This is a genomic window from uncultured Nostoc sp., from assembly GCF_937863485.1.
GTDB lineage: Bacteria > Cyanobacteriota > Cyanobacteriia > Cyanobacteriales > Nostocaceae > Nostoc.
The window spans coordinates 1-18,695 of the sequence record NZ_CALMFY010000121.1; the positions used below are offsets into that span (position 1 = coordinate 1).

Annotated in this window: 13 protein-coding genes and 1 pseudogene; 8 read left to right on the forward strand and 6 right to left on the reverse strand. The window is 44.0% G+C overall.

Translation table 11 applies throughout. The features are described from left to right. Window positions 1-1,182, forward strand: a pseudogene (locus Q0541_RS16415) (hypothetical protein); the annotation flags it as partial. Between the two features lie 255 nt (window positions 1,183-1,437). On the opposite strand, the gene Q0541_RS16420 reads toward Q0541_RS16415, so the two are convergent. Both Q0541_RS16420 and Q0541_RS16425 read right to left on the reverse strand, forming a co-directional pair. Further along, window positions 1,438-2,352 (reverse strand): DUF1338 domain-containing protein, encoded by a 915-nt coding sequence (locus Q0541_RS16420; RefSeq protein ID WP_298911968.1) that lies wholly within the window; start codon window positions 2,350-2,352, stop codon window positions 1,438-1,440. A 352-nt stretch (window positions 2,353-2,704) separates the two neighbouring features. Further along, window positions 2,705-4,036, reverse strand: a complete 1,332-nt coding sequence (locus tag Q0541_RS16425; RefSeq protein ID WP_298911971.1) for an acetyl ornithine aminotransferase family protein — start codon at window positions 4,034-4,036, stop codon at window positions 2,705-2,707. A 785-nt stretch (window positions 4,037-4,821) separates the two neighbouring features. On the opposite strand from Q0541_RS16425, the gene Q0541_RS16430 reads away from it, so the two are divergent. Beyond that, window positions 4,822-5,439: a DUF1003 domain-containing protein gene (locus tag Q0541_RS16430; RefSeq protein WP_298911974.1), complete on the forward strand. Its 618-nt coding sequence runs from the start codon at window positions 4,822-4,824 to the stop codon at window positions 5,437-5,439. 357 nt (window positions 5,440-5,796) lie between these two features. Here the strand turns inward: Q0541_RS16430 and Q0541_RS16435 are convergent, their stop codons facing one another. Then, complete coding sequence (locus Q0541_RS16435; RefSeq protein ID WP_298911977.1) at window positions 5,797-7,014, reverse strand: M20 family metallopeptidase; 1,218 nt, start codon at window positions 7,012-7,014, stop codon at window positions 5,797-5,799. A 49-nt stretch (window positions 7,015-7,063) separates the two neighbouring features. Between Q0541_RS16435 and Q0541_RS16440 the strand changes: the two genes are divergently transcribed. After that, window positions 7,064-7,249 carry a hypothetical protein gene (locus Q0541_RS16440; RefSeq protein ID WP_298911982.1) on the forward strand — a complete coding sequence of 62 codons (186 nt, stop codon included), beginning with the start codon at window positions 7,064-7,066 and terminating at the stop codon, window positions 7,247-7,249. 21 nt (window positions 7,250-7,270) lie between these two features. Then, a complete protein-coding gene (locus tag Q0541_RS16445) occupies window positions 7,271-8,806 on the forward strand; it encodes an FAD-dependent monooxygenase (protein WP_298911985.1) in 1,536 nt (511 codons plus the stop codon). 183 nt (window positions 8,807-8,989) lie between these two features. Here the strand turns inward: Q0541_RS16445 and bioD are convergent, their stop codons facing one another. Both bioD and Q0541_RS16455 read right to left on the reverse strand, forming a co-directional pair. Further along, the gene (gene bioD, locus Q0541_RS16450; RefSeq protein ID WP_298911989.1) at window positions 8,990-9,670 is read right to left on the reverse strand and encodes a dethiobiotin synthase; all 681 of its coding nucleotides are present in this window, start codon (window positions 9,668-9,670) and stop codon (window positions 8,990-8,992) included. Window positions 9,671-9,673: 3 nt separating this feature from the next. Next, the gene (locus tag Q0541_RS16455; RefSeq protein ID WP_298911992.1) at window positions 9,674-11,374 is read right to left on the reverse strand and encodes a serine/threonine-protein kinase; all 1,701 of its coding nucleotides are present in this window, start codon (window positions 11,372-11,374) and stop codon (window positions 9,674-9,676) included. A gap of 805 nt (window positions 11,375-12,179) precedes the next feature. On the opposite strand from Q0541_RS16455, the gene Q0541_RS16460 reads away from it, so the two are divergent. From Q0541_RS16460 to Q0541_RS16475, 4 genes are all read left to right on the forward strand, one after another. Further along, entirely contained in the window at window positions 12,180-13,196 is a 1,017-nt protein-coding gene (locus tag Q0541_RS16460; protein WP_298911995.1) for a ribose-phosphate pyrophosphokinase, read from the forward strand. Window positions 13,197-13,545: 349 nt separating this feature from the next. Next, window positions 13,546-14,241 carry a Uma2 family endonuclease gene (locus tag Q0541_RS16465; RefSeq protein ID WP_298911997.1) on the forward strand — a complete coding sequence of 232 codons (696 nt, stop codon included), beginning with the start codon at window positions 13,546-13,548 and terminating at the stop codon, window positions 14,239-14,241. A gap of 90 nt (window positions 14,242-14,331) precedes the next feature. Further along, a complete protein-coding gene (locus tag Q0541_RS16470) occupies window positions 14,332-14,514 on the forward strand; it encodes a DUF3854 domain-containing protein (RefSeq protein WP_298912000.1) in 183 nt (60 codons plus the stop codon). Further along, window positions 14,511-14,846 (forward strand): hypothetical protein, encoded by a 336-nt coding sequence (locus Q0541_RS16475; RefSeq protein WP_298912003.1) that lies wholly within the window; start codon window positions 14,511-14,513, stop codon window positions 14,844-14,846. Before Q0541_RS16470 ends, Q0541_RS16475 begins: the two co-directional genes overlap by 4 nt. Here Q0541_RS16475 and Q0541_RS16480 read toward each other — a convergent pair. Continuing rightward, window positions 14,820-18,461: a response regulator gene (locus Q0541_RS16480; RefSeq protein ID WP_298912006.1), complete on the reverse strand. Its 3,642-nt coding sequence runs from the start codon at window positions 18,459-18,461 to the stop codon at window positions 14,820-14,822. The genes Q0541_RS16475 and Q0541_RS16480 overlap by 27 nt on opposite strands. Between the last annotated feature and the right edge of the window lie 234 nt (window positions 18,462-18,695).

Genomic DNA, 18,695 nt, shown 5'->3' on the forward strand with positions numbered 1-18,695 from the left:
TCTGTCAGCAGTGCAGGAGATATTAACGGCGACGGCATCGACGACCTGATTATTGGGGCACCTTTTGCCTCCCCCAACGGCAACAGTTCAGGGCAAAGCTACGTGCTGTTTGGTGGAAAAAATATCGGCAGTGGCACCAGCCCTATCCTAACGGGAACTGCTGGTACAGATACTCTTTTCGGCACAATTGGCAACAACATCATCGACGGCAAAGCTGGTAATGATATCCTCACGGGCAACGGTGGTCAAGATAAGTTTATTATTCGCTCTGGCGATGGTAATGATATCATCACCGATTTTAGTGGCGTAGGAGGTAAAGGCTCAAACCCATCAGCAGCAGTAATTGCCAATGTTGATACACTGCAATTTATCGGTTCGGGACTAACTGCTCAAAATTTACAACTAACTGAAAATGGCAACAACTTGGAAGTCACTTTTGAAAATGTGGCATCCACCAAAGTAACTCTGCAAAACTTCAAATTACCAAACCTGGATAACCTGCCAGCAAGTTCTTCAAGACCTGCACTCGGCAATATAGAGTTTGATGGGCAAAGCAGCATCACCGACAGCTTCGATGTGATTACTGCCAACTCTACTCAAGCTAACATTTTCAATAAAAACACTGTCACCTTCTTGAATGACTTAAACAATAATATCGCCGGTTTTAACAACTCCAATGATGTGATTAATGGTCAAGGGGGTAATGACATTATTAATGGCAACAGTGGCAATGACCTGTTGCGGGGCGGGTCAGGCGATGATATTCTCATCAGTGGAGAAGATAATGATACTCTTGTGGGTGGTGTAGGCAATGATGTTCTCATTGGCGGTGCGGGTGCTGACAGATTCCTTTACAACACCGATGCAGCCTTTGCCCTGACTGCTGTTGGTGTAGATGCCATTAGTGACTTCAACAGTTCTGAAGGTGACAAGATTATCTTAGATAAAACTACCTTTAATGCAATTACTTCAGCTGCCGGAACTGGTTTTAGTAACAAGAGTGATTTTCAAATCACTTCTTCAGCGGGGACTAGGACGGCGAAAATTGTGTACGATCCTGTGAGTGGGCAGTTGTTCTACAACCAAAATGGCAGCGCGACTGGTTTTGGCAGTGGTGGTCTATTTGCAACTCTAACTGGTGCGCCAACTCTCACGGCATCTGATTTTGTGTTGCAAGCGTAGTTTGTCCAAAACACGAAACTTCGAGCTTGGAACACGAAACTCCAAGCTTTGAACACGAAACTCTGAGCTTTGAACACAAAACTCCGAGCTTTGAACACGAAACTCCGAGCTTTGAACACAAAACTCCGAGTTCAGAACACGAAACTCCGAGCTTTGAACACAAAACTCCGAGTTCAGAACACCAAACTCCGAGTTCAAAACACGAAACTCCGAGTTCAGAACCTTGAAGCTTATTTCTTCACTAACAACTCTGGGCTATTTAAATAGACGAGTCATTTCAAATAATTGCTGGGCACTACTTCCTAAAAAAGCATCGAAAAGTAACTGCCCTCCAGATTCCACTTCTACTATATAGCGCTGGGCAATTTCATAATAAGCGTAAGTCCAAGGGATCTGAATTTCTGCGCCACTGTTATCATCTAACACTGTGACCATTTCCGTTACTGCTTGAGTTGCAGTTTGCCGCAAACCACAAGCAACATTTCCCTCTATCTCTGCTTTCATTGGTACACCCAGGTTAGCCAAAGCACTGGCGGTAGTATCAATGTCTGGATATTCTGGAGTATTCTGGCCGTTGACGTAGCCTGTGAAATGGTTGACACCATATCCGTGCAACAATACCCAAGCCCCATACTGAGTAACCTGATTCACCTCTTCGATAACAGAACGCAGGGGAGGTAGCCAAGGGCGGGTGAAGACTTGCTGGAGTTGTTTGGCAATAGTTTCAATGTTCCCGTCTTTTTGTAGAAGAGTAAGGGGTGAGGTCAGTTCGTATTGGATTGAAGATACTGTTTTAGAGATGAGTTGGGCAATATTAGCAGGCAATTCATCGACAATCAACTCGCTGATAAACAGCTTGGGTAAGTTAAATTCCTCTTGCTGTGGATGACGATAATGACGGGCATACAGATGAGTTTGAGCAAAATTATACTCTCCAGCCGCCACATAACCTAAAGCTTCTGCAAGTTGCCCGAGGTAGTCAATTCCCAAGTTAACTTGACCCTGTGGACTATCTGCTAATAAACGCAAAGACCGAAAGGCGATGTGGTCGTTGGCGACAGTTCCACGCGCAGCAGTAATCATTTGCTCGTAGGTACGGGCATGATTTACCCTGGCGCTGTATTCTTGCCAAAGTAATTTCCACAAATGAAAGGCAATTTCGGGTTTCATAAAGTATTAGATATTGGGCATTGGTTATTTCCTTCCTCGCTGTACCCTGTACTCTGCTCCTCATCCCCTAAAAATTTACAGCTATTTTCAGATAAATAGACCATGCTGTAGGGGCGCAAGACCTTGCATACGTGTCAACTTAAGGCAAAAGCCAGTCTAGAACAAGGTTTTAGAGGTTGTCTTGTTCCCAGTCTCTGACTGGGAATGCCTAACGTGAGGCTCCGCCTCAAGACTTGCGGCAGAGCCGCAATTGATTTGCATTTCCAGCCAGAGGCTCTTAACGAGGATTTTAAAAGGGTTTGGGCTTAAGTTGACGCCAATGAAGACCTTGCGCCTCTACAACAAATGTGATTCAAATAAATGAAAAATCCTGTAACACCTCGCTGATAATCTGAAGGGCTATCTGAATTTGGTCGCTGTCGATAACCAAAGGTGGACAAAAACGAATTGCAGCTTTACCGCAACCTAGTAACAATAAACCCCGTAAAAAAGCTTCTTGGATAATGCGATCGCGCAATTTATGATCAAGATTACCCTGTTGATCCAATAAATCCACTGCAACCATCAAACCTTTACCTCGTGGCGGCGATACTCTGGGAAATTTTTGATGCAAATGGGTCAGACTCGCTTGTAATAATTCTCCCATCTGGGTAGCGTTGCTCATCAAACCACTTTCCAGCAGTCGCAGTGTGGCAATACCAGCAGCACAAGCTACTGGATTACCGCCAAATGTGGTAGCGTGAGAACCGGCAGGCCAAGTCATTAACTCAGGTCTAGCAAGTATCGCTCCTAATGGCAGACCACTGGCGATGCCTTTGGCAGTAGTAATGATATCAGGCATCACTCCCCAATGCTCGATCGCAAATAAGCGACCAGTTCGCCCCATCCCCGCTTGCACTTCATCCACTACCATCAGAATACCGTGGCGATCGCAAATATCCCGAATCCGTTGCAAGAAACCATCCTCTGGTACGATATACCCACCTTCCCCTTGAATCGCTTCGACTACGATCGCCGCTACTTCTTGCGCTGGTAAAATTGTCGTGAATAGCTGTTTTTCCAGGTAATCTAAGCTCGCGTGAGTGCCGTAGGGGATATGAGTAACACCAGGAACTAAAGGCCCAAAATTAGCTCGCTGCACTGCTTTGGAACCAGTCAGAGACATTGCCCCATAGGTGCGTCCGTGAAATGCACCTAAGAAGGCTACGATTAGCGATCGCTTGGTGTAATATCGAGCTAGTTTGATGGCTCCTTCGTTGGATTCTGCCCCGGAATTGGTGAAAAATACTTTTGCAGGGAACTTAGCGTTATTCTGTGGATTGGGAAAAGGGGCACGAATCGCTAGTTGTTCCGCTAGTTCCACCATCGGCTCATAATAAAAATCCGTCCCTGACATGTGCAGTAGACGCTCCGACTGTTCTTGAATTGCTTTGACAACTTCCGGGTGGGCGTGTCCGGTGGCGGTAACAGCAATACCTGCGGTCATATCCAGAAATACATTGCCATCTACATCTTCTACCATACAGCCCTGGCCGCGAGATACAACTAACGGGTAATCGCGGGTATAAGAAGGAGAAGTTACAGCGCGATCGCGTTGTACAATTGCTTGAGCACGAGGCCCAGGTAAGGAAGTTATTAAACGGGGTGTACGAGGTAAATTTAGGTTAATAGGGATACTTAACATAATTTTTTTCGATTTTTTAAAGATTACTGAATAATTAAACGCTAAAGGTTGATTGCTTGCAGTAGCATTTGATTCCATTAGTGTAGTAATTACGTATTTAATAAAAAATTCGAGTATACGTCAGCGATCAGGCAAAAATACAGAAATCCTCAGAGGTTGCCCGTTTTTATAACACAACTTCTGCGATCGCGTCATCTTGTATTTTTTGAAGCATAACAGCTTCACTATTAGATGTCAGGGTACAAGCCACAGCACATTTTGGAGAAAAAGGTGTATTACATCCAGGACTTACGCAAGAACTCTCTGAAACTCTTATTCCTTTGTGTCCTACCCTGCGGGAAGCCACTTCGTGTCTATGCGTCCTTTGCGGTTCGTTTTATCATGATTTTGCGTAAGTCCTGACATCTACAGGAGAATTGCTCTCATCTTCGACTCAACCACAAAATAGGTAGTACGCCACGTCTACGCAAAAGTTAGTTTTGGAGTCACATTTGTTGCTTTTGCGACTCCAATAGTTAGTTTTGGAGTCACATTTGTTGCTTTTGCGACTCCAATAGTTAGTTTTCAAGTCGCATTTGTTGCTTTTGCGACTCCAAAAGTTAGTTCAGCAGTAGCCAGAAGACCATAAATAAACTCCAAAAACCTTGTTTGATTCAGTAGCAATAGTAATCTACCAAAATCTATCTGTGGGTACTTTCATGCATTTTTTCTTCCTTCAAGTATCGCTTTCCAGTCAAAATTGAAGTTAGTCAGTTGAAGGAATCATTCATAACGCTAGACTACCAATGCAAACCAACAATCAACCAAATCTAAGTGATTCACCGCAAGCAGCCCAAAAAATTCTGCCCACTGCTCCATTACCAGAATCTATTAGTCAAAACATCGAGACTATCATCGCATTGCACAGACGTTCTGAAAAAAATGTCCCACAACACCAGCGCTTTGTAGAAACGATAACCATCTTTTTTGGTCGTCCTATATTCCTGTATAGCATTGTGCTTGGGATTATTCTCTGGGTAACACCCAATGCCTTACCACGACGTTTAGGTGTACCTAGATTTGAGGAAGTTCCATTTCCTTGGTTACAATTTTCACTGACTGCGGGTTCATTGTTGGTGACAACAGGGGTATTGATTAAACAGGAGCGACAAGAAAAGTTAGCAGAGCAACGGGCGCAACTTAGCCTTCAACTCAACCTGCTCTCTGAGCAGAAAATTGCTAAACTCATCGCTTTGATTGAGGAATTACGCCAAGATATTCCCAATGTCAAAAATCGCTCTGACCCGGAGGCTGAAATAATGAAGTCCCCTACTGATGCACACGCAATTGTAGACTTATTGGAAGAAACCTTAGCATCAGAGTTAGCAAATTTATCGCAGCAAGAAATATCAACTCAGGAGTAACAAAGTAAGCGTAGTCAGGACTTACGCAACTGTCACAAGCGATGGCGCGGTGCAGATGCGCCGTGCGTCAAACAACTAGTACCGCAAGGCGGAAGTCACTCATTCAAAAGTCAAAAGTCAAAAGTATTACGGAATGGGCTTTTTAGGGTTTTTAAATGGTTGCTCTATTTATGCCGTGTTGTACTAGGCGAGAAAGATGGGAATAGCCGGATGTTTTAGTTGCTGAACTAAATAATTTGATAACAATCTATGCTTAATTTAATAGATTGTTTGCCCAGTTTGATCAGCTAAATCTTTGAGCCTAAGCCAGACTCAAAAATTGTAGTTATTAAAAACAGCTAGTTTACACCCATTCAATTAATTTAAAAAGTTCTCCACGCATCTGACAAATATTTCTACACCCATTCCCAACGCTGTTTCATCAAAATCAAACCGGGGATGATGATGAGGATAGGCCAAGTCTTTCTCAGGGTTAGCAGAACCTAAGAAGAAATAGCAACCAGGAACCTCTTGCAAGAAGAATGACATATCTTCAGCAGCCATAGTTTGACATTCTGGCACAATACCCATTGGGGTTTCTACCACTTCTTCTGCTACAGTTCGCACCAATTCTGCCATCTTAATATCATTAATTACTGGTGGATAAAGTGACCAGTATTCTAAGTCATAACTCGCAGCATGACTTTGACAAATTCCAGCAATAATCTGCTCGACACGCTGGTTGAAAAAGCCTTTCAAACTAGGATTAAAATACCTGACAGTGGCACTCATTCTCGCTGTATCAGCAATCACATTCCGCTTGGTTCCAGCATGAAGTTCGCCTACTGTCACCACAGCCGAATCAATGGGATTCACATTCCGAGCGACAATGGTTTGCAAAGCATTCACAATTTGAGCAGCAACTACAACAGAGTCAACAGTTTGATGGGGTAGTGCGCCGTGTCCACCTTTGCCCAAAATTGTGCAGTTAAAGCACTCCACAGCTGCCATCAACGCCCCAGCCCGCACACCCACTGTTCCCAAGGGCAAATTATTCCATAAGTGCAAACCAATAATTGCCTCAACATCAGGATTTTTCAGGACTCCAGCTTCAATCATCGGCTTTGCGCCTCCTGGTGATTCTTCCGCTGGCTGAAAGATAATTTTCACGGTACCGGAGAAATCTTGGCGATGCTGCTGGAGATAATAAGCTGTACCTAAAGCGATCGCTGTATGTCCATCATGTCCACAAGCGTGCATCACTCCATCATGCTGCGATTTATACGGCACTTCGTTGAGTTCTTGGATTGGCAAAGCATCCATATCTGCCCGAATCGCTAAAACTTTCTCTGTGCCTAATTTGTTACCCTTGATGGTGGCAACAATGCCAGTGTGAGCAATGCCAGTTTGATGCTCAATTCCCCATTCTTGTAACTTTTGTGATACAAACTCAGCGGTCAGTTTTTCTTTAAAACCTAACTCTGGTTGTTGATGCAATCGCCGCCGCCACTCGATCAATTGTGGTTGCAATGAGCGGATTGAAAGTCGGATGCGAGATAGGTCAACAGAAGAGGGATTGGGAAAGGTAGAAACCATTATGAAGACAAGCTAGTTTGAGTACAGCTAACTTAGTTTATCGTAGGGAATGGCAAAGAATCATTATCAGAATCTTCTTCAGGACTTACGCAACTGGCACAAGCAATGGCTAACCTCAGAGGACTTGACTTTAGAGGGGCTAACCTCAACAAGTCCCCAAATTGCTACAAAAGCGAAAATCCTGGCAACTGGAGTTGCCGTAACCGAACCACATGTCATCTCTGCCGACCAATAGGTGGTACAAATGGAAACACTCATGAATAACAATAAAAATCAATCGGTTTACGATGTAATCATTTCTGGGGCTGGCCCAGTAGGACTTTTCCTAGCCTGTGAACTGGCCTTGACCAAATGTTCAGTCCTAATACTGGAAAAGGCGGAGAATCCGCACTCGCCATTGAAGCAACTTCCTTTCGGGATACGGGGGCTTTCTGCGCCTTCTGTTGAAGCACTTTACCGCCGTGGGTTGCTAAAAGAACTTGAGGTACCAAAACGCCTTAAAGACCCCCATAGCAACCCAACCAAAGTGCAAGGGCCACAACCCCAACGTCAGGGAGGGCACTTCGCCGGCATTCCATTTCATGACGGCAATATTGACACCTCACAGTGGAGGTATCGCCTGCCAAGCTCGACCGACACCAATTTGTTGTCTGAAATGGAGGAGCTTGAATCTGTGCTGGCCCGCCGCGCAGAAGCCTTGGGTGTAGAAATCAAGCGCGGGCTTGCCATTACTGACTTTCATCAAACCGCGGACGGGGTAACTGTCCAGTCAGGTGATCAATCTTTTCAAAGTAAATGGCTCGTGGGTTGCGATGGAAGCCGTAGTGTTGTTCGCAAGGGGGGCGGTTTTGAATTCGCCGGTACGGAGCCAGAATTTACGGGCTACTCTGCTCAGGTTGACATTGCCGACCCGGAGAAGCTCAGTCCGGGCCGAAACGTGACACCAACAGGCATGTACTTCCAATCCCAGCCAGGTTACCTAATAATCCAGGATTTTGATAGTGGGGCATTTCATAATGCAGAAAAGCCAATCACGCTTGAACACGTGCAGGAGGTTCTACGCCGCATCTCGAACACCGACGTTACCATCAGCGCCCTGCATATCGCAACCACGTGGACTGACCGAGCACGGCAGGCTACAACCTACCGCAACGGACGTGTACTTTTAGCCGGTGATGCCGCGCACATTCATTCGCCGTTGGGAGGCCAAGGGCTTAACCTTGGACTGGGCGATGCCATGAACCTGGGCTGGAAGCTCGCCGCAACCATCCATAATATTGCGCCGTCAGGCTTGTTGGAGAGTTATCATACTGAACGACACCCAATTGGTACGCAGGTTCTGGATTGGTCACGCGCCCAGGTTGCAATCATGAGACCAGTCCCACATGCCCGCGCGCTGAATGCAATTATCCGCGACCTTATGAATACGCGCGATGGTGCCACCTATATTGCAGGAAGGGTGTGGGGCGTTTTCACACATTACAATCTCGGTGGCGACCACCCTTTAGTAGGCCACAGCGTTCCCAACTTTGAGTTCAAAGACGGTACAAGGATTGGCGAGCTAATGCACGATGGCCACGGGATACTGCTTGATTTCGATATGAATGCTTCACTTAAAACTTTGGCGAGTGAATACGGCGACCGAATGAAGTATGTTTCGGGGCGGGCGAAAGAACAATTAGGCTTGAGCACTGTACTGATACGTCCTGATGGGATTATCGCTTGGGCTTCTGACAGCGAACCTGATGAGCAATCAATCAGACAAGCGGTTGCTCTCTGGTTTGCTCGATAGCCTGGAGTTCCAATATCATCTAACCGCGCATCATCCGGTTCAAATTGTGCTGACGGCAAAATCAACTTCGGTGCAGATGCTCCATAAGTTGCTCAGACAGGAAGGCTTGACTGCATCAGTTGTAAACAGGGATTGAACGTTCACTACGATCAGTTACTCAAGTCTTTTTCTCCAATGACCTATTTAAAGTGTCAGTGTTTCCCAATCTAAATCTGATGCTACTTGAGCAAGTTTATCTAAATCAGTCAGGTTATCTAAATAGGGCAAGCAGCCTAAAACTGGCGTGTTAGTCAGTGATTGAATCAATTGGTGTGGTGTCCAGTCGGCTATTTCTGCATCCGTTCGAGGTTGTACGCAGTTTAGAACAATGCCTTTGAGATTGATGCGTGATTGTCTAGCTAATGCTACGTTCGCCACTGCTTGAGCGATCGCACCCAATCTAACTGGCACTACCAATACCGTTGGTAAACGCCATTCCCCCGCTAAATCAGCTACCGTTAATTCCTCCGTTACTGGCGAACCTAACCCTCCCAAGGCTTCTACAAGCACAAAATCACGATGCGATCGCAATTTAGACAAAGCTTGCCACACAAGTGCTAAATCTACTCGGCGATTTTCCCGTGCTGCTGCTATGGGAGGGGCTAAAGGTGCTTGAAAGTACAAAGGTGTAATTTCTTCAGCAGATTGTTCTAGTGCAAATAGCTTTTGATACCACTCGCGATCGCCAATCCCCGATTGAATCGGTTTCATAATTCCCCAGGTACGCTGTGGGTAATATTTTTGCCAATAGGCTGCTAACGCTGTTGTTAAAACAGTTTTACCAGCTTCGGTATCAGTTCCTGTAATCAGTAGTGTGTTTAACATTAATTAATTTCTTTGGCCAGAAAATGGTTGTGTTCCATCAGCTGGCGGTAAGGTTGGCGTTTCACCAGTGGGTGGAGTTGGAATCGGTGTTTCTGTAGGAATTGGAATTGGTGTCTCTGTAGGAATTGGAATTGGTGTTTCTGTGGGAATTGGAATTGGTGTTTCTGTGGGAATTGGAATTGGTGTTTCTGTGGGTGTTGCTTTGACTGATTTCTCTAATGAAACATTCAAGTTGTAATTGCTTTCGGCAACTCCTGAAACCAGTGTTAACTCAATAGTATATCTACCAGTAACCAGCAATGTGCCTTCATAAGCTGTTACTGACTGAGGATTATTATCAATTAGTTGTTCATTGGGACTTAAAACTTTTAGCAATACGCTGTTTCCTGGGTCAATCAATGCACTTAACTTGTCACCTTGCTCTCCCAAAAAACTGTACCGGATGATTTGATTTGTTTTGAGAGTATCTGTAACCGTGGTTGGGTTAGATGCTTTCAGATTGAGCCGCCTACTAGATATAATAGGTTGCTCATTAGTGGGTGTGGGTGTTGATGTAAATGTAGTACCACCAGAAATAACTGGTGAAGGGAAATTTTGGGGAAGCGTCTCACTTGGTGATGGTTTTGACTGACTGCGAATAGAACTGACTAGCGCCCAAGAACCAAATCCGGCAACGATCACTACAGCAATGGCAATTGCGGCGATCGCTAACGGATTATCCAAGATTGAGCTAGTATTACTTGGTGGAATCACAGGAGCGGGTTGTTTCTTCTTGGGCGAAGCTGCTGGTGGTACTAAGTTAGGCCGGCGACCAACAGCCATTGTTTGCAAGTTCGATACATTATTAGGGGTAGGGACACTGGGTTGAGCCAGAGATTGCAGTGCTTGGGATACATTAGCAGCACTTTGGTAGCGAGCGCTCGGTATATGATTCAACATTCGATTCAAAACCTGAGCAAATCGCGGATTCACTCTTACCCACCGCTGCCAATTCCAAGTTAGTTGGTTTTCGTCAAATAGATCCCTTGGTTCTTTACCAGTCAGCAAAACAATCGCACTCACCGCTAATGCATACAAGTCACTACTAGGATAAGCTCCCCCTGTTTGCATTTGTTCACTAGGAGAGTAGCCTAATTTTCCCACAGTGGTTTCTGGCATTGGGCTATTTGGCGATCGTAAACGCTCTGCCAGTTCCTTTACCACCCCAAAGTCAATTAACACAGGTTTAGCGTCACTATCTCGCAAAATAATATTTTCTGGGGAGATATCTCGGTGAATAATCCCTCGACTGTGAATATGCTCTAAAACAGGCAACAACAACTGTATTAGCTGCAATACTTCAGCCTCTGTAAAAGTTTTACCCACAGCTTGACGTTCAGCCAGTAGAGTTCGGTACGTCTGACCTGCAACGTAGTCCTCCACCAAAAATAAGCGTTGGTCTTGCTCAAATCTTTCCCGGAATTTAGGCACTTGTGGGTGTTCGATTTGATATAAAATGGCAGCTTCTCGGTAAAAAAGCTCTTGTGCCTTCTTCCAAGCCAAAGCCTCCGTTGCTGTTGAAATCAATTCCTTGATCGCGCAAAGTTCGTTAAAGCGCCTCTGGTCTTCTGCCAGATAGGTTCTACCAAATCCTCCTTGTCCGAGAATTTGAATTATGCGGTAACGGTTTTGCAAAACAGTGCCAACTTTAATCGGTGGTTGCATGATCGATTGATTGAGTGTATTAGCAACTGAGGAGGAAGTCACCCACAAAGATTAAGTCCAAGAGGCGACACAGTTACATGCAGCGATATTTTACCTTACATAATAGTTAGGAGTATACGCAAAGTCACACTTCAAGTGTCTTATGCAACTCTCTTAACTGTCTACAGTAATTTATGTATGGGGTCTTCTCCCCTGCCCCTTTTCTTCTTCTCTGACCGCTTGGAACTGCTGTCAGCCCTGCGCCAGAACCCACGCAAGTGAGATGTTAATACCAATTCTATGTAAGCCTGCATAGAATAGTCTCTTTATCTAGCAAGGATTTTATAAAAAACTGGTATAAATACCAATGTGATCCGGGAATTTATTGGGTTAATTAAAACTAAAAATTAAGTCTGCTAGTTTATTTATTTACCGCTAGTATCATAGAATATAATCAGATACCTGTTTAACACTTAGTCGCAAGTGTTCTCCTGTCTAAAAACAAAGTTCAATATTACTTAAGTTGTAAATGCTTTACTGTCAGTTATAAATGAGGTAGTTAGAAGAAGCAATCTATCACACCAATCTTTAGAGACATTAGGGTCATTTACCTCAACCTAAAAAACTTGAAGTATAGACCTAGTGGACGGACTTGATGTCCGTTAAGCTATCAATAGTTTGCTTGCCAAGAAAATTAGACAGTTAGCAAATGATAATTGTATGGAAAAATGTTTAAATTTTGTATGAAAGCTTTAAAAAAACTCACAGATGTTTTTTTAGATGATTTCCTGATTAAATCTACTAAATCTCTAATGATAATATTGCTATGAATGCACATAGAGGTTCTGCTGTGCTCAGTTCTGCAACTTTCAAAATGCAACCATCTGCAACAGGACTGACTGATAATCATCGCCTGCGGCTGTTTTCTGGCTCTGCCAATGTACAACTGTCTCAAGAAGTCGCTCGTTATCTGGGCATGGACTTGGGGCCAATGATTCGCAAAAGATTTGCGGATGGAGAACTTTACGTTCAAATCCAAGAATCAATTCGGGGTTGTGATGTCTATTTAATCCAGCCATCTTGTCAACCCGTAAACGATAATTTGATGGAATTAATGATTATGGTTGACGCCTGTCGTCGAGCTTCTGCGCGACAGGTGACGGCAGTAATCCCCTACTATGGCTATGCCCGTGCTGATCGCAAAACGGCAGGACGAGAGTCAATAACTGCCAAGCTGGTTGCTAACTTGATTACCGAAGCAGGTGCCAACCGCGTTCTAGCAATGGATTTACACTCGGCTCAAATTCAAGGCTATTTCGATATCCCCTTTGACCATGTTTATGGTTCGCCAGTATTGCTGGATTATCTAACAAGCAAAGAACTGCCCGATCTTGTGGTTGTTTCCCCCGATGTTGGCGGTGTAGCACGAGCCAGAGCATTTGCGAAAAAACTGAATGATGCTCCACTGGCGATTATTGACAAACGTCGTCAGGCACATAATGTTGCAGAAGTGTTAAATGTCATCGGCGATGTTAAAGGTAAAACGGCAGTGTTGGTGGATGACATGATCGACACTGGGGGGACGATCGCTGAAGGAGCGCGATTACTGCGTGAAGAAGGAGCGCGTCAAGTATACGCCTGTGCAACTCATGCAGTGTTCTCTCCACCAGCGATGGAGCGGTTGTCCAGTGGCTTATTTGAAGAAGTCATTGTCACCAATACGATTCCCATAGCAGAAAACAATCGTTTTCCACAACTAGTGGTGCTGTCAGTAGCTAATCTGTTAGGAGAAACTATCTGGCGGATTCATGAAGATACTTCAGTCAGTAGTATGTTCCGCTAACCGATAAAAGACTGTCATTCGTGTTACAGGCATAAATTACCCACACTGTCATCTTGATCGGGTGCAGTGTGGGCTTTTAGTTATTACTGTCTTTCTTTAGGAACCTGAACCTTAAAAACTAAATACTGTAAGCTACTGCATTTGTTCTGATCGTACTCAGCCCAGTTATGAGTTTCTCTGAAAAACTTGCACCGTAACTGATCGTCACACTCTTGCTAGCCTCTTCTAGTACATTGTGATGGTATCCAACAAAAATGGATCGCCATGTGCAGTAGTAAAATGGATGCAGCACTGCCAAATTAGAATACTTTGATTCAGTTTGGACAATTTGGCTAAAGAGGACAAAAGGATGGTTACAACTCCTAAAAAAGTGATTTCAGTTTTACCTTTGGAAAATGGCGATCGCTTATCTCGCTGCGAATTTGAGCGTCGCTATCAGGCAATGCCGCATTTAAGAAAAGCTGAACTGGTTGAAGGAGTTGTGTATATCATGGCATCGCCACTGAGAATTAAAAGTCATGGCGAACCACATGCAGACCTGATTGGGTGGTTGTGGAACTATAAAACTGCAACGCCTGGCGTTGTTATGGGAATTGAACCCACAGTGCGTTTAGATCCGGATAATGAACCACAGCCTGATGCGGTACTATTCATTCCGGGCAGACAGGCATTGATTAGTGAGGATGATTATATCCAAGGCGCACCCGAACTGGTGATAGAAGTGGCAGCAAGCAGTGCAGCCATTGATTTACATGATAAAAAACGCACCTATCGACGGAATGGAGTACAGGAGTATATTGTCTGGCGAACATTAGATAATCAGTTGGATTGGTTTAGGCTGCAAGCAGATGAGTATGTCTCGCTACCAACTGATGAGCAGGGAATTATTCGCAGTCAGGTGTTTCCGGGGTTGTGGTTGGCGGTACCTGCCTTGCTGTCAGGAGAAATGGCAATGGTGTTATCTGTGTTACAAGCAGGTTTAGCTGCCACAGAACATCAAGAGTTTATGCAAAAGTTGAATGAGAATATCGGAAATAGGGAATAGATATATACTGAGTTTTTTCAAAAATCAAATAGCAGTCCTATATGTTCCTGAAGAAGTTATAGAAAGGCTGGCGTTGCACGAATCAGGAAAATGATGAAAACGAAAGCTAATGTACTTATGCAAGGGTGTCAGTGTGAAGTAGCGCAACTGCCAGGTACTGAGAAAGGAATTGATGATTGGGTGGTGGCTGGTGGCAAGTTGGGTTACAAAAAACTCTTTTTACCCCTGCCCCTACGAGGCTTTTCTCATTATCATAGGAAGTTAAAAATATGAAAGCTAAAAAAGTTAAAATTAAGACTAGACTTGGGATCACTGACGAGGTTATTCATGATTATCTTACGCAGTTCGGTTTGATAGAAAATTATTATATCTGGGGTACAGCTAAATTAAATAGTGGGATAATATATTGTTTATCTTATGACAAGAAAATTGTCACATTTTTAGTTGAAGACGATCAACTTAATGGAATATACATAAGGTATCTTGAAAAAATGGGAGTTCCTGTTTTTGAGGATTCTTTAGAATGTGATGAGTATGGAAAAGCTCTCTTGGAAAAGGCTAATAAAAAAGATGACTCCTTACCGATAGAGCCAAACCCGGAGTAGTGAAAGCAGTTGCTCAGTATCTACAGGTTTGGTGATGTAGTCAGAGGCTCCAGCTTCGATGCACTTTTCGCGATCGCCTGGCATGGCTTTAGCAGTTAAAGCAATTATTGGTAGTGAGCGAAACTGTTGTTGCTGGTGGATGGCGCGGGTGGTTTCGTAACCATCCATTTCCGGCATCATGATATCCATCAAAACTATATTAATGTCAGGATTAGCTTGCAGCTTCTCTATGCCATCTTTGCCATTTTCGGCAAACAGCACTTGCATTTGATAGCTTTCTAAAAAGCTGGTGAGGGCAAAAATATTTCGCAGGTCATCATCCACAATCAAAATTTTCCGATTAGCTAGCACCGGATCAGTTTGATGTAGTTGCTCTAGCATTTGACGCTTTGGTGGGGGCAAATTTGCTTGCACCCGATGCAAAAACAGAGCCGTTTCGTCTAACAACCGCTCTGGCGATCGCACATTTTTAATGATAATTGTCTCTGCTAGTCCCCGCAGTTGGGTTTCTTCTCGTCGGCTGAGTTCTTTGCCGGTGTAGATAATGATCGGCAGTTTCAAAAGCCTGGGTTCAAGCTTTATCTGCTCAATTAGTGCAAACCCGCTCATATCGGGCAGACCGAGATCCAATACCATACAATCAAAGTGATGCGATCGCAAAATCAAAAGTGCTTCTGCCCCCGTACCTACTGCTGTACTCTGGACATCACCATTACCAATCAGTTCGATAATACTTTGGGCTTGTACGGGGTCATCTTCTACAATTAGGAGATTTTTCACCTGACGCTCAATAAAGCCTTTAATCTCGGTCAATACCTGAGTTAGCGCTTCTGGAGAGACGGGTTTTTGTAGATAGGTAATCGCTCCTAGCTGTAATCCCCGTTGTTGTCTTTCATCAACAGAAAGTATATGTACTGGGATGTGTCTGGTGTCTGGGTTATGTTTCAGACGATCCAGCACCGTCCAACCATCCATCTCTGGCATATGGATATCTAGCATAATCGCATCGGGCTTAAATTGTTGCGCTAGTGCTAGCCCTTGTTTGCTCTGTAAAGCAACAATGGTTTTAAAGCCCTGCTCACGGGCCATATCTAGTAAGATGCGGGCAAATTTATCGTCATCTTCAATAATCAACAAAATGCGATCGCCCGGTTGAATTATTTCCCGGTCATCTGGGATTTCGTTGGCAAAGGTGGTAAGTACTTTCGCGGATGGAGAAGTGTCCACAGTGGATCTATTTTCGACCATTGGCACTTCTTTTATCGTCGATGCTGTGCGGATAGAGGTGGTTGGCTCAGGGGGTGCTGTGGTAAGAGGATTTTTATCATTATTTTCCTGTCGCTTGGGCAAGTAAAGAGTGAAGGTGCTTCCCTGTCCTGGTTGGCTGACTAGTTCAATTCTCCCCCCCAAAAGTTGAGCCAGTTCGCGGCTGATGGACAAGCCCAAGCCAGTTCCCCCGTACTTGCGGCTGGTTGTGCCATCTGCCTGCTGAAAGGCCTCGAAAACAATCTTCTGCTTCTCGACTGGAATGCCTATGCCCGTATCACTAACTGCAAAAGCAATCATCGGATTATCAAATTGAGCTGCCTCAGAAGACATACTAATTTGTAACTTCACGCCTCCCTTTTCAGTAAATTTAAAGGCGTTAGCCAGGAGATTTTTCAGCACTTGTTGCAGGCGTTTGGAGTCGTTAGAAATTGTCGGGGGTAACTTCTTATCCAGTTCAATAGTAAAACTGAGTTGTTTATTGTGGGCAACTTGCCGAAAAGTGTGCTCTATAGATGTCTCTAAATCTGCAAAAGCAATTTGCTCAATATCGAGTACCATAGTACCCGACTCAATTTTTGCCAAATCTAGAATGTCATTGATCAACTCCAGCAAATCAGTTCCAGCCGAGTAAATAGTCCGGCTGTACTCTACCTGTTTATCGGTCAAGTTGCTAAGAGAGTTATCTGCTAGCAGCCTTGCTAAAATTAACAGGCTATTTAGCGGTGTCCGTAGCTCGTGGGACATATTTGCGAGAAATTCCGACTTATATTTGGAAGACAACGCTAGTTGTTCAGCTTTTTCTTCCAAAGACTGCCTCGCCCGCTCAACTTCCTGGTTCTTACGGGCAACTTCCCGATTTTGAACTTCTAACAATTCTGCCTTTTCTTCTAACTCCTCATTTAGTTGTTGTAATTCCTCGTTAGACTGCTTGACAATAAATTGTGATTCTTCCAACTCATGCGCCTGCTCTTCCAGGCGTTGATTGCTCTGCTGTAGTTCATCTTGCTGGCTTTGCAGTTCCTCTGTTAAAGTAACAGACTCTTCAAGTAGTTGCTGAGTTTGCAATTGTGAGGCGATGTTATTCAAAAACACACCAAGGATTTCACTCAATTGCTCTAGAAATCTCAGGTGCAACTCGTTAAAAGGCCCAAAAGAGGCAAGTTCAATTACGGCACTCACCTGCGTCTCAAACAGTATAGGCAACACAATAATATTTAGCGGTGGAGCTTCTCCCAAGCCGGAACTGATACGGATATAGTCACTAGGAACTTCCGTTAGGAGGATTCTTTGTTTTTCTAGGGCAGATTGTCCTACCAGTCCCTCACCCAAACGAAACTGATTTGCCAGATTTTTGCGTTCTTTATAAGCATAACTACTCAACAACTTCAATATAGGCTCGTCGTCTATTGAGTCCATAAAATAAAAAACGCCCTGCGATGCCCCAACCATTGGTGCTAAATTCGACAATATCAGGCGAGACACACTTTCTAGATTTCGATGCCCTTGGAGCATCTGGGTAAATTCAGCCAAATTAGACTTTAGCCAATTTTGCTCGTCATTTTTCCGAGTTGTGTTTCGCAGATTAACTATCATCTGGTTGAAGGTGCGCGTCAACACGCCAATTTCATCCTGGCGATCGCTATCTGGTAAACTTACCGATAAATTCCCATCCGCTAACTTTTCTGCCGATTCCGAAACTCGCTTCAGTGGTGCTGAGATATGTCTGGTCAGGATGAATCCGATCAAAGCCAAGATCAAAGAAAATAGAGGAATACTATAGACAATGCTAGTGAGTGTTTTTTTAGAAGCTGCTTGTGCCCTTTGAGAGCGCTGCTTCAAGAGTACATTCTCCTCATTTTCCATTGCCAAGATGACTTTACGGATTTCACCCATCAGTTGCTTACCCTGGTCTGTCAGCACAACCTTCTGGGAAGCTTCAAAGCTTTGATTTTGGCGCAAGTCAATGGTTTCTTTAAGTTCAGCTAGCTTCTTAACGATTAGTGGCTGTAAAATATCCAGTCGCCGCTGTTGGTTGGGGTTATCTTCCGTTAATCTCTGAAGTTCGTTGACTTTTTGATCCAATACATTAATGGCAGTATTATAAGGTTCCAAATAGCTCTGTTTTCCAGTAATTACGTAACCACGTTGCCCAGTCTCAGCATTGGTTAGTTGCAAGTTCAGGTCTTCGAGTTGACTTAGCACCTGGTAGGTATGGTTTTCATTGACCGAAGTTTCAATTAGGTCATTGGTGCTTTGATAGGAGATTAGACCAATCGTGGTCAAAGTTGCCAAACTCAGGGCAAAACTTACTCCAATCTTGGTTCCAATCTTCAAACGGTTAAACATTATTCCAGGCAGTTATTCCAATTATTTATATTTTTGGCACTCTTCGGATTATGTTTTGGTTATACAAATTTATAATATTTCGTTAACGTGGTATATGTCTAATTTTTTACACGTTAAACAATATTAATTGTATCTTAATATATAAATATCTTTATAAATACAACCTTCCCCCTCTAGTCGCATGCCAGATCCAACAGGAATGACTTGCCGCCCAACGCACTGCCTCCCCAAAGC

Coding starts and splice junctions, on each gene's coding strand:
- Q0541_RS16420 (WP_298911968.1), bottom strand. CDS start 2,352: ATGAAACCCGAAATTGCCTTTCATTTGTGGAAATTACTTTGGCAAGAA.
- Q0541_RS16425 (WP_298911971.1), bottom strand. CDS start 4,036: ATGTTAAGTATCCCTATTAACCTAAATTTACCTCGTACACCCCGTTTA.
- Q0541_RS16430 (WP_298911974.1), top strand. CDS start 4,822: ATGCAAACCAACAATCAACCAAATCTAAGTGATTCACCGCAAGCAGCC.
- Q0541_RS16435 (WP_298911977.1), bottom strand. CDS start 7,014: ATGGTTTCTACCTTTCCCAATCCCTCTTCTGTTGACCTATCTCGCATC.
- Q0541_RS16440 (WP_298911982.1), top strand. CDS start 7,064: ATGGCAAAGAATCATTATCAGAATCTTCTTCAGGACTTACGCAACTGG.
- Q0541_RS16445 (WP_298911985.1), top strand. CDS start 7,271: ATGAATAACAATAAAAATCAATCGGTTTACGATGTAATCATTTCTGGG.
- bioD (WP_298911989.1), bottom strand. CDS start 9,670: ATGTTAAACACACTACTGATTACAGGAACTGATACCGAAGCTGGTAAA.
- Q0541_RS16455 (WP_298911992.1), bottom strand. CDS start 11,374: ATGCAACCACCGATTAAAGTTGGCACTGTTTTGCAAAACCGTTACCGC.
- Q0541_RS16460 (WP_298911995.1), top strand. CDS start 12,180: ATGAATGCACATAGAGGTTCTGCTGTGCTCAGTTCTGCAACTTTCAAA.
- Q0541_RS16465 (WP_298911997.1), top strand. CDS start 13,546: ATGGTTACAACTCCTAAAAAAGTGATTTCAGTTTTACCTTTGGAAAAT.
- Q0541_RS16470 (WP_298912000.1), top strand. CDS start 14,332: ATGATGAAAACGAAAGCTAATGTACTTATGCAAGGGTGTCAGTGTGAA.
- Q0541_RS16475 (WP_298912003.1), top strand. CDS start 14,511: ATGAAAGCTAAAAAAGTTAAAATTAAGACTAGACTTGGGATCACTGAC.
- Q0541_RS16480 (WP_298912006.1), bottom strand. CDS start 18,461: ATGTTTAACCGTTTGAAGATTGGAACCAAGATTGGAGTAAGTTTTGCC.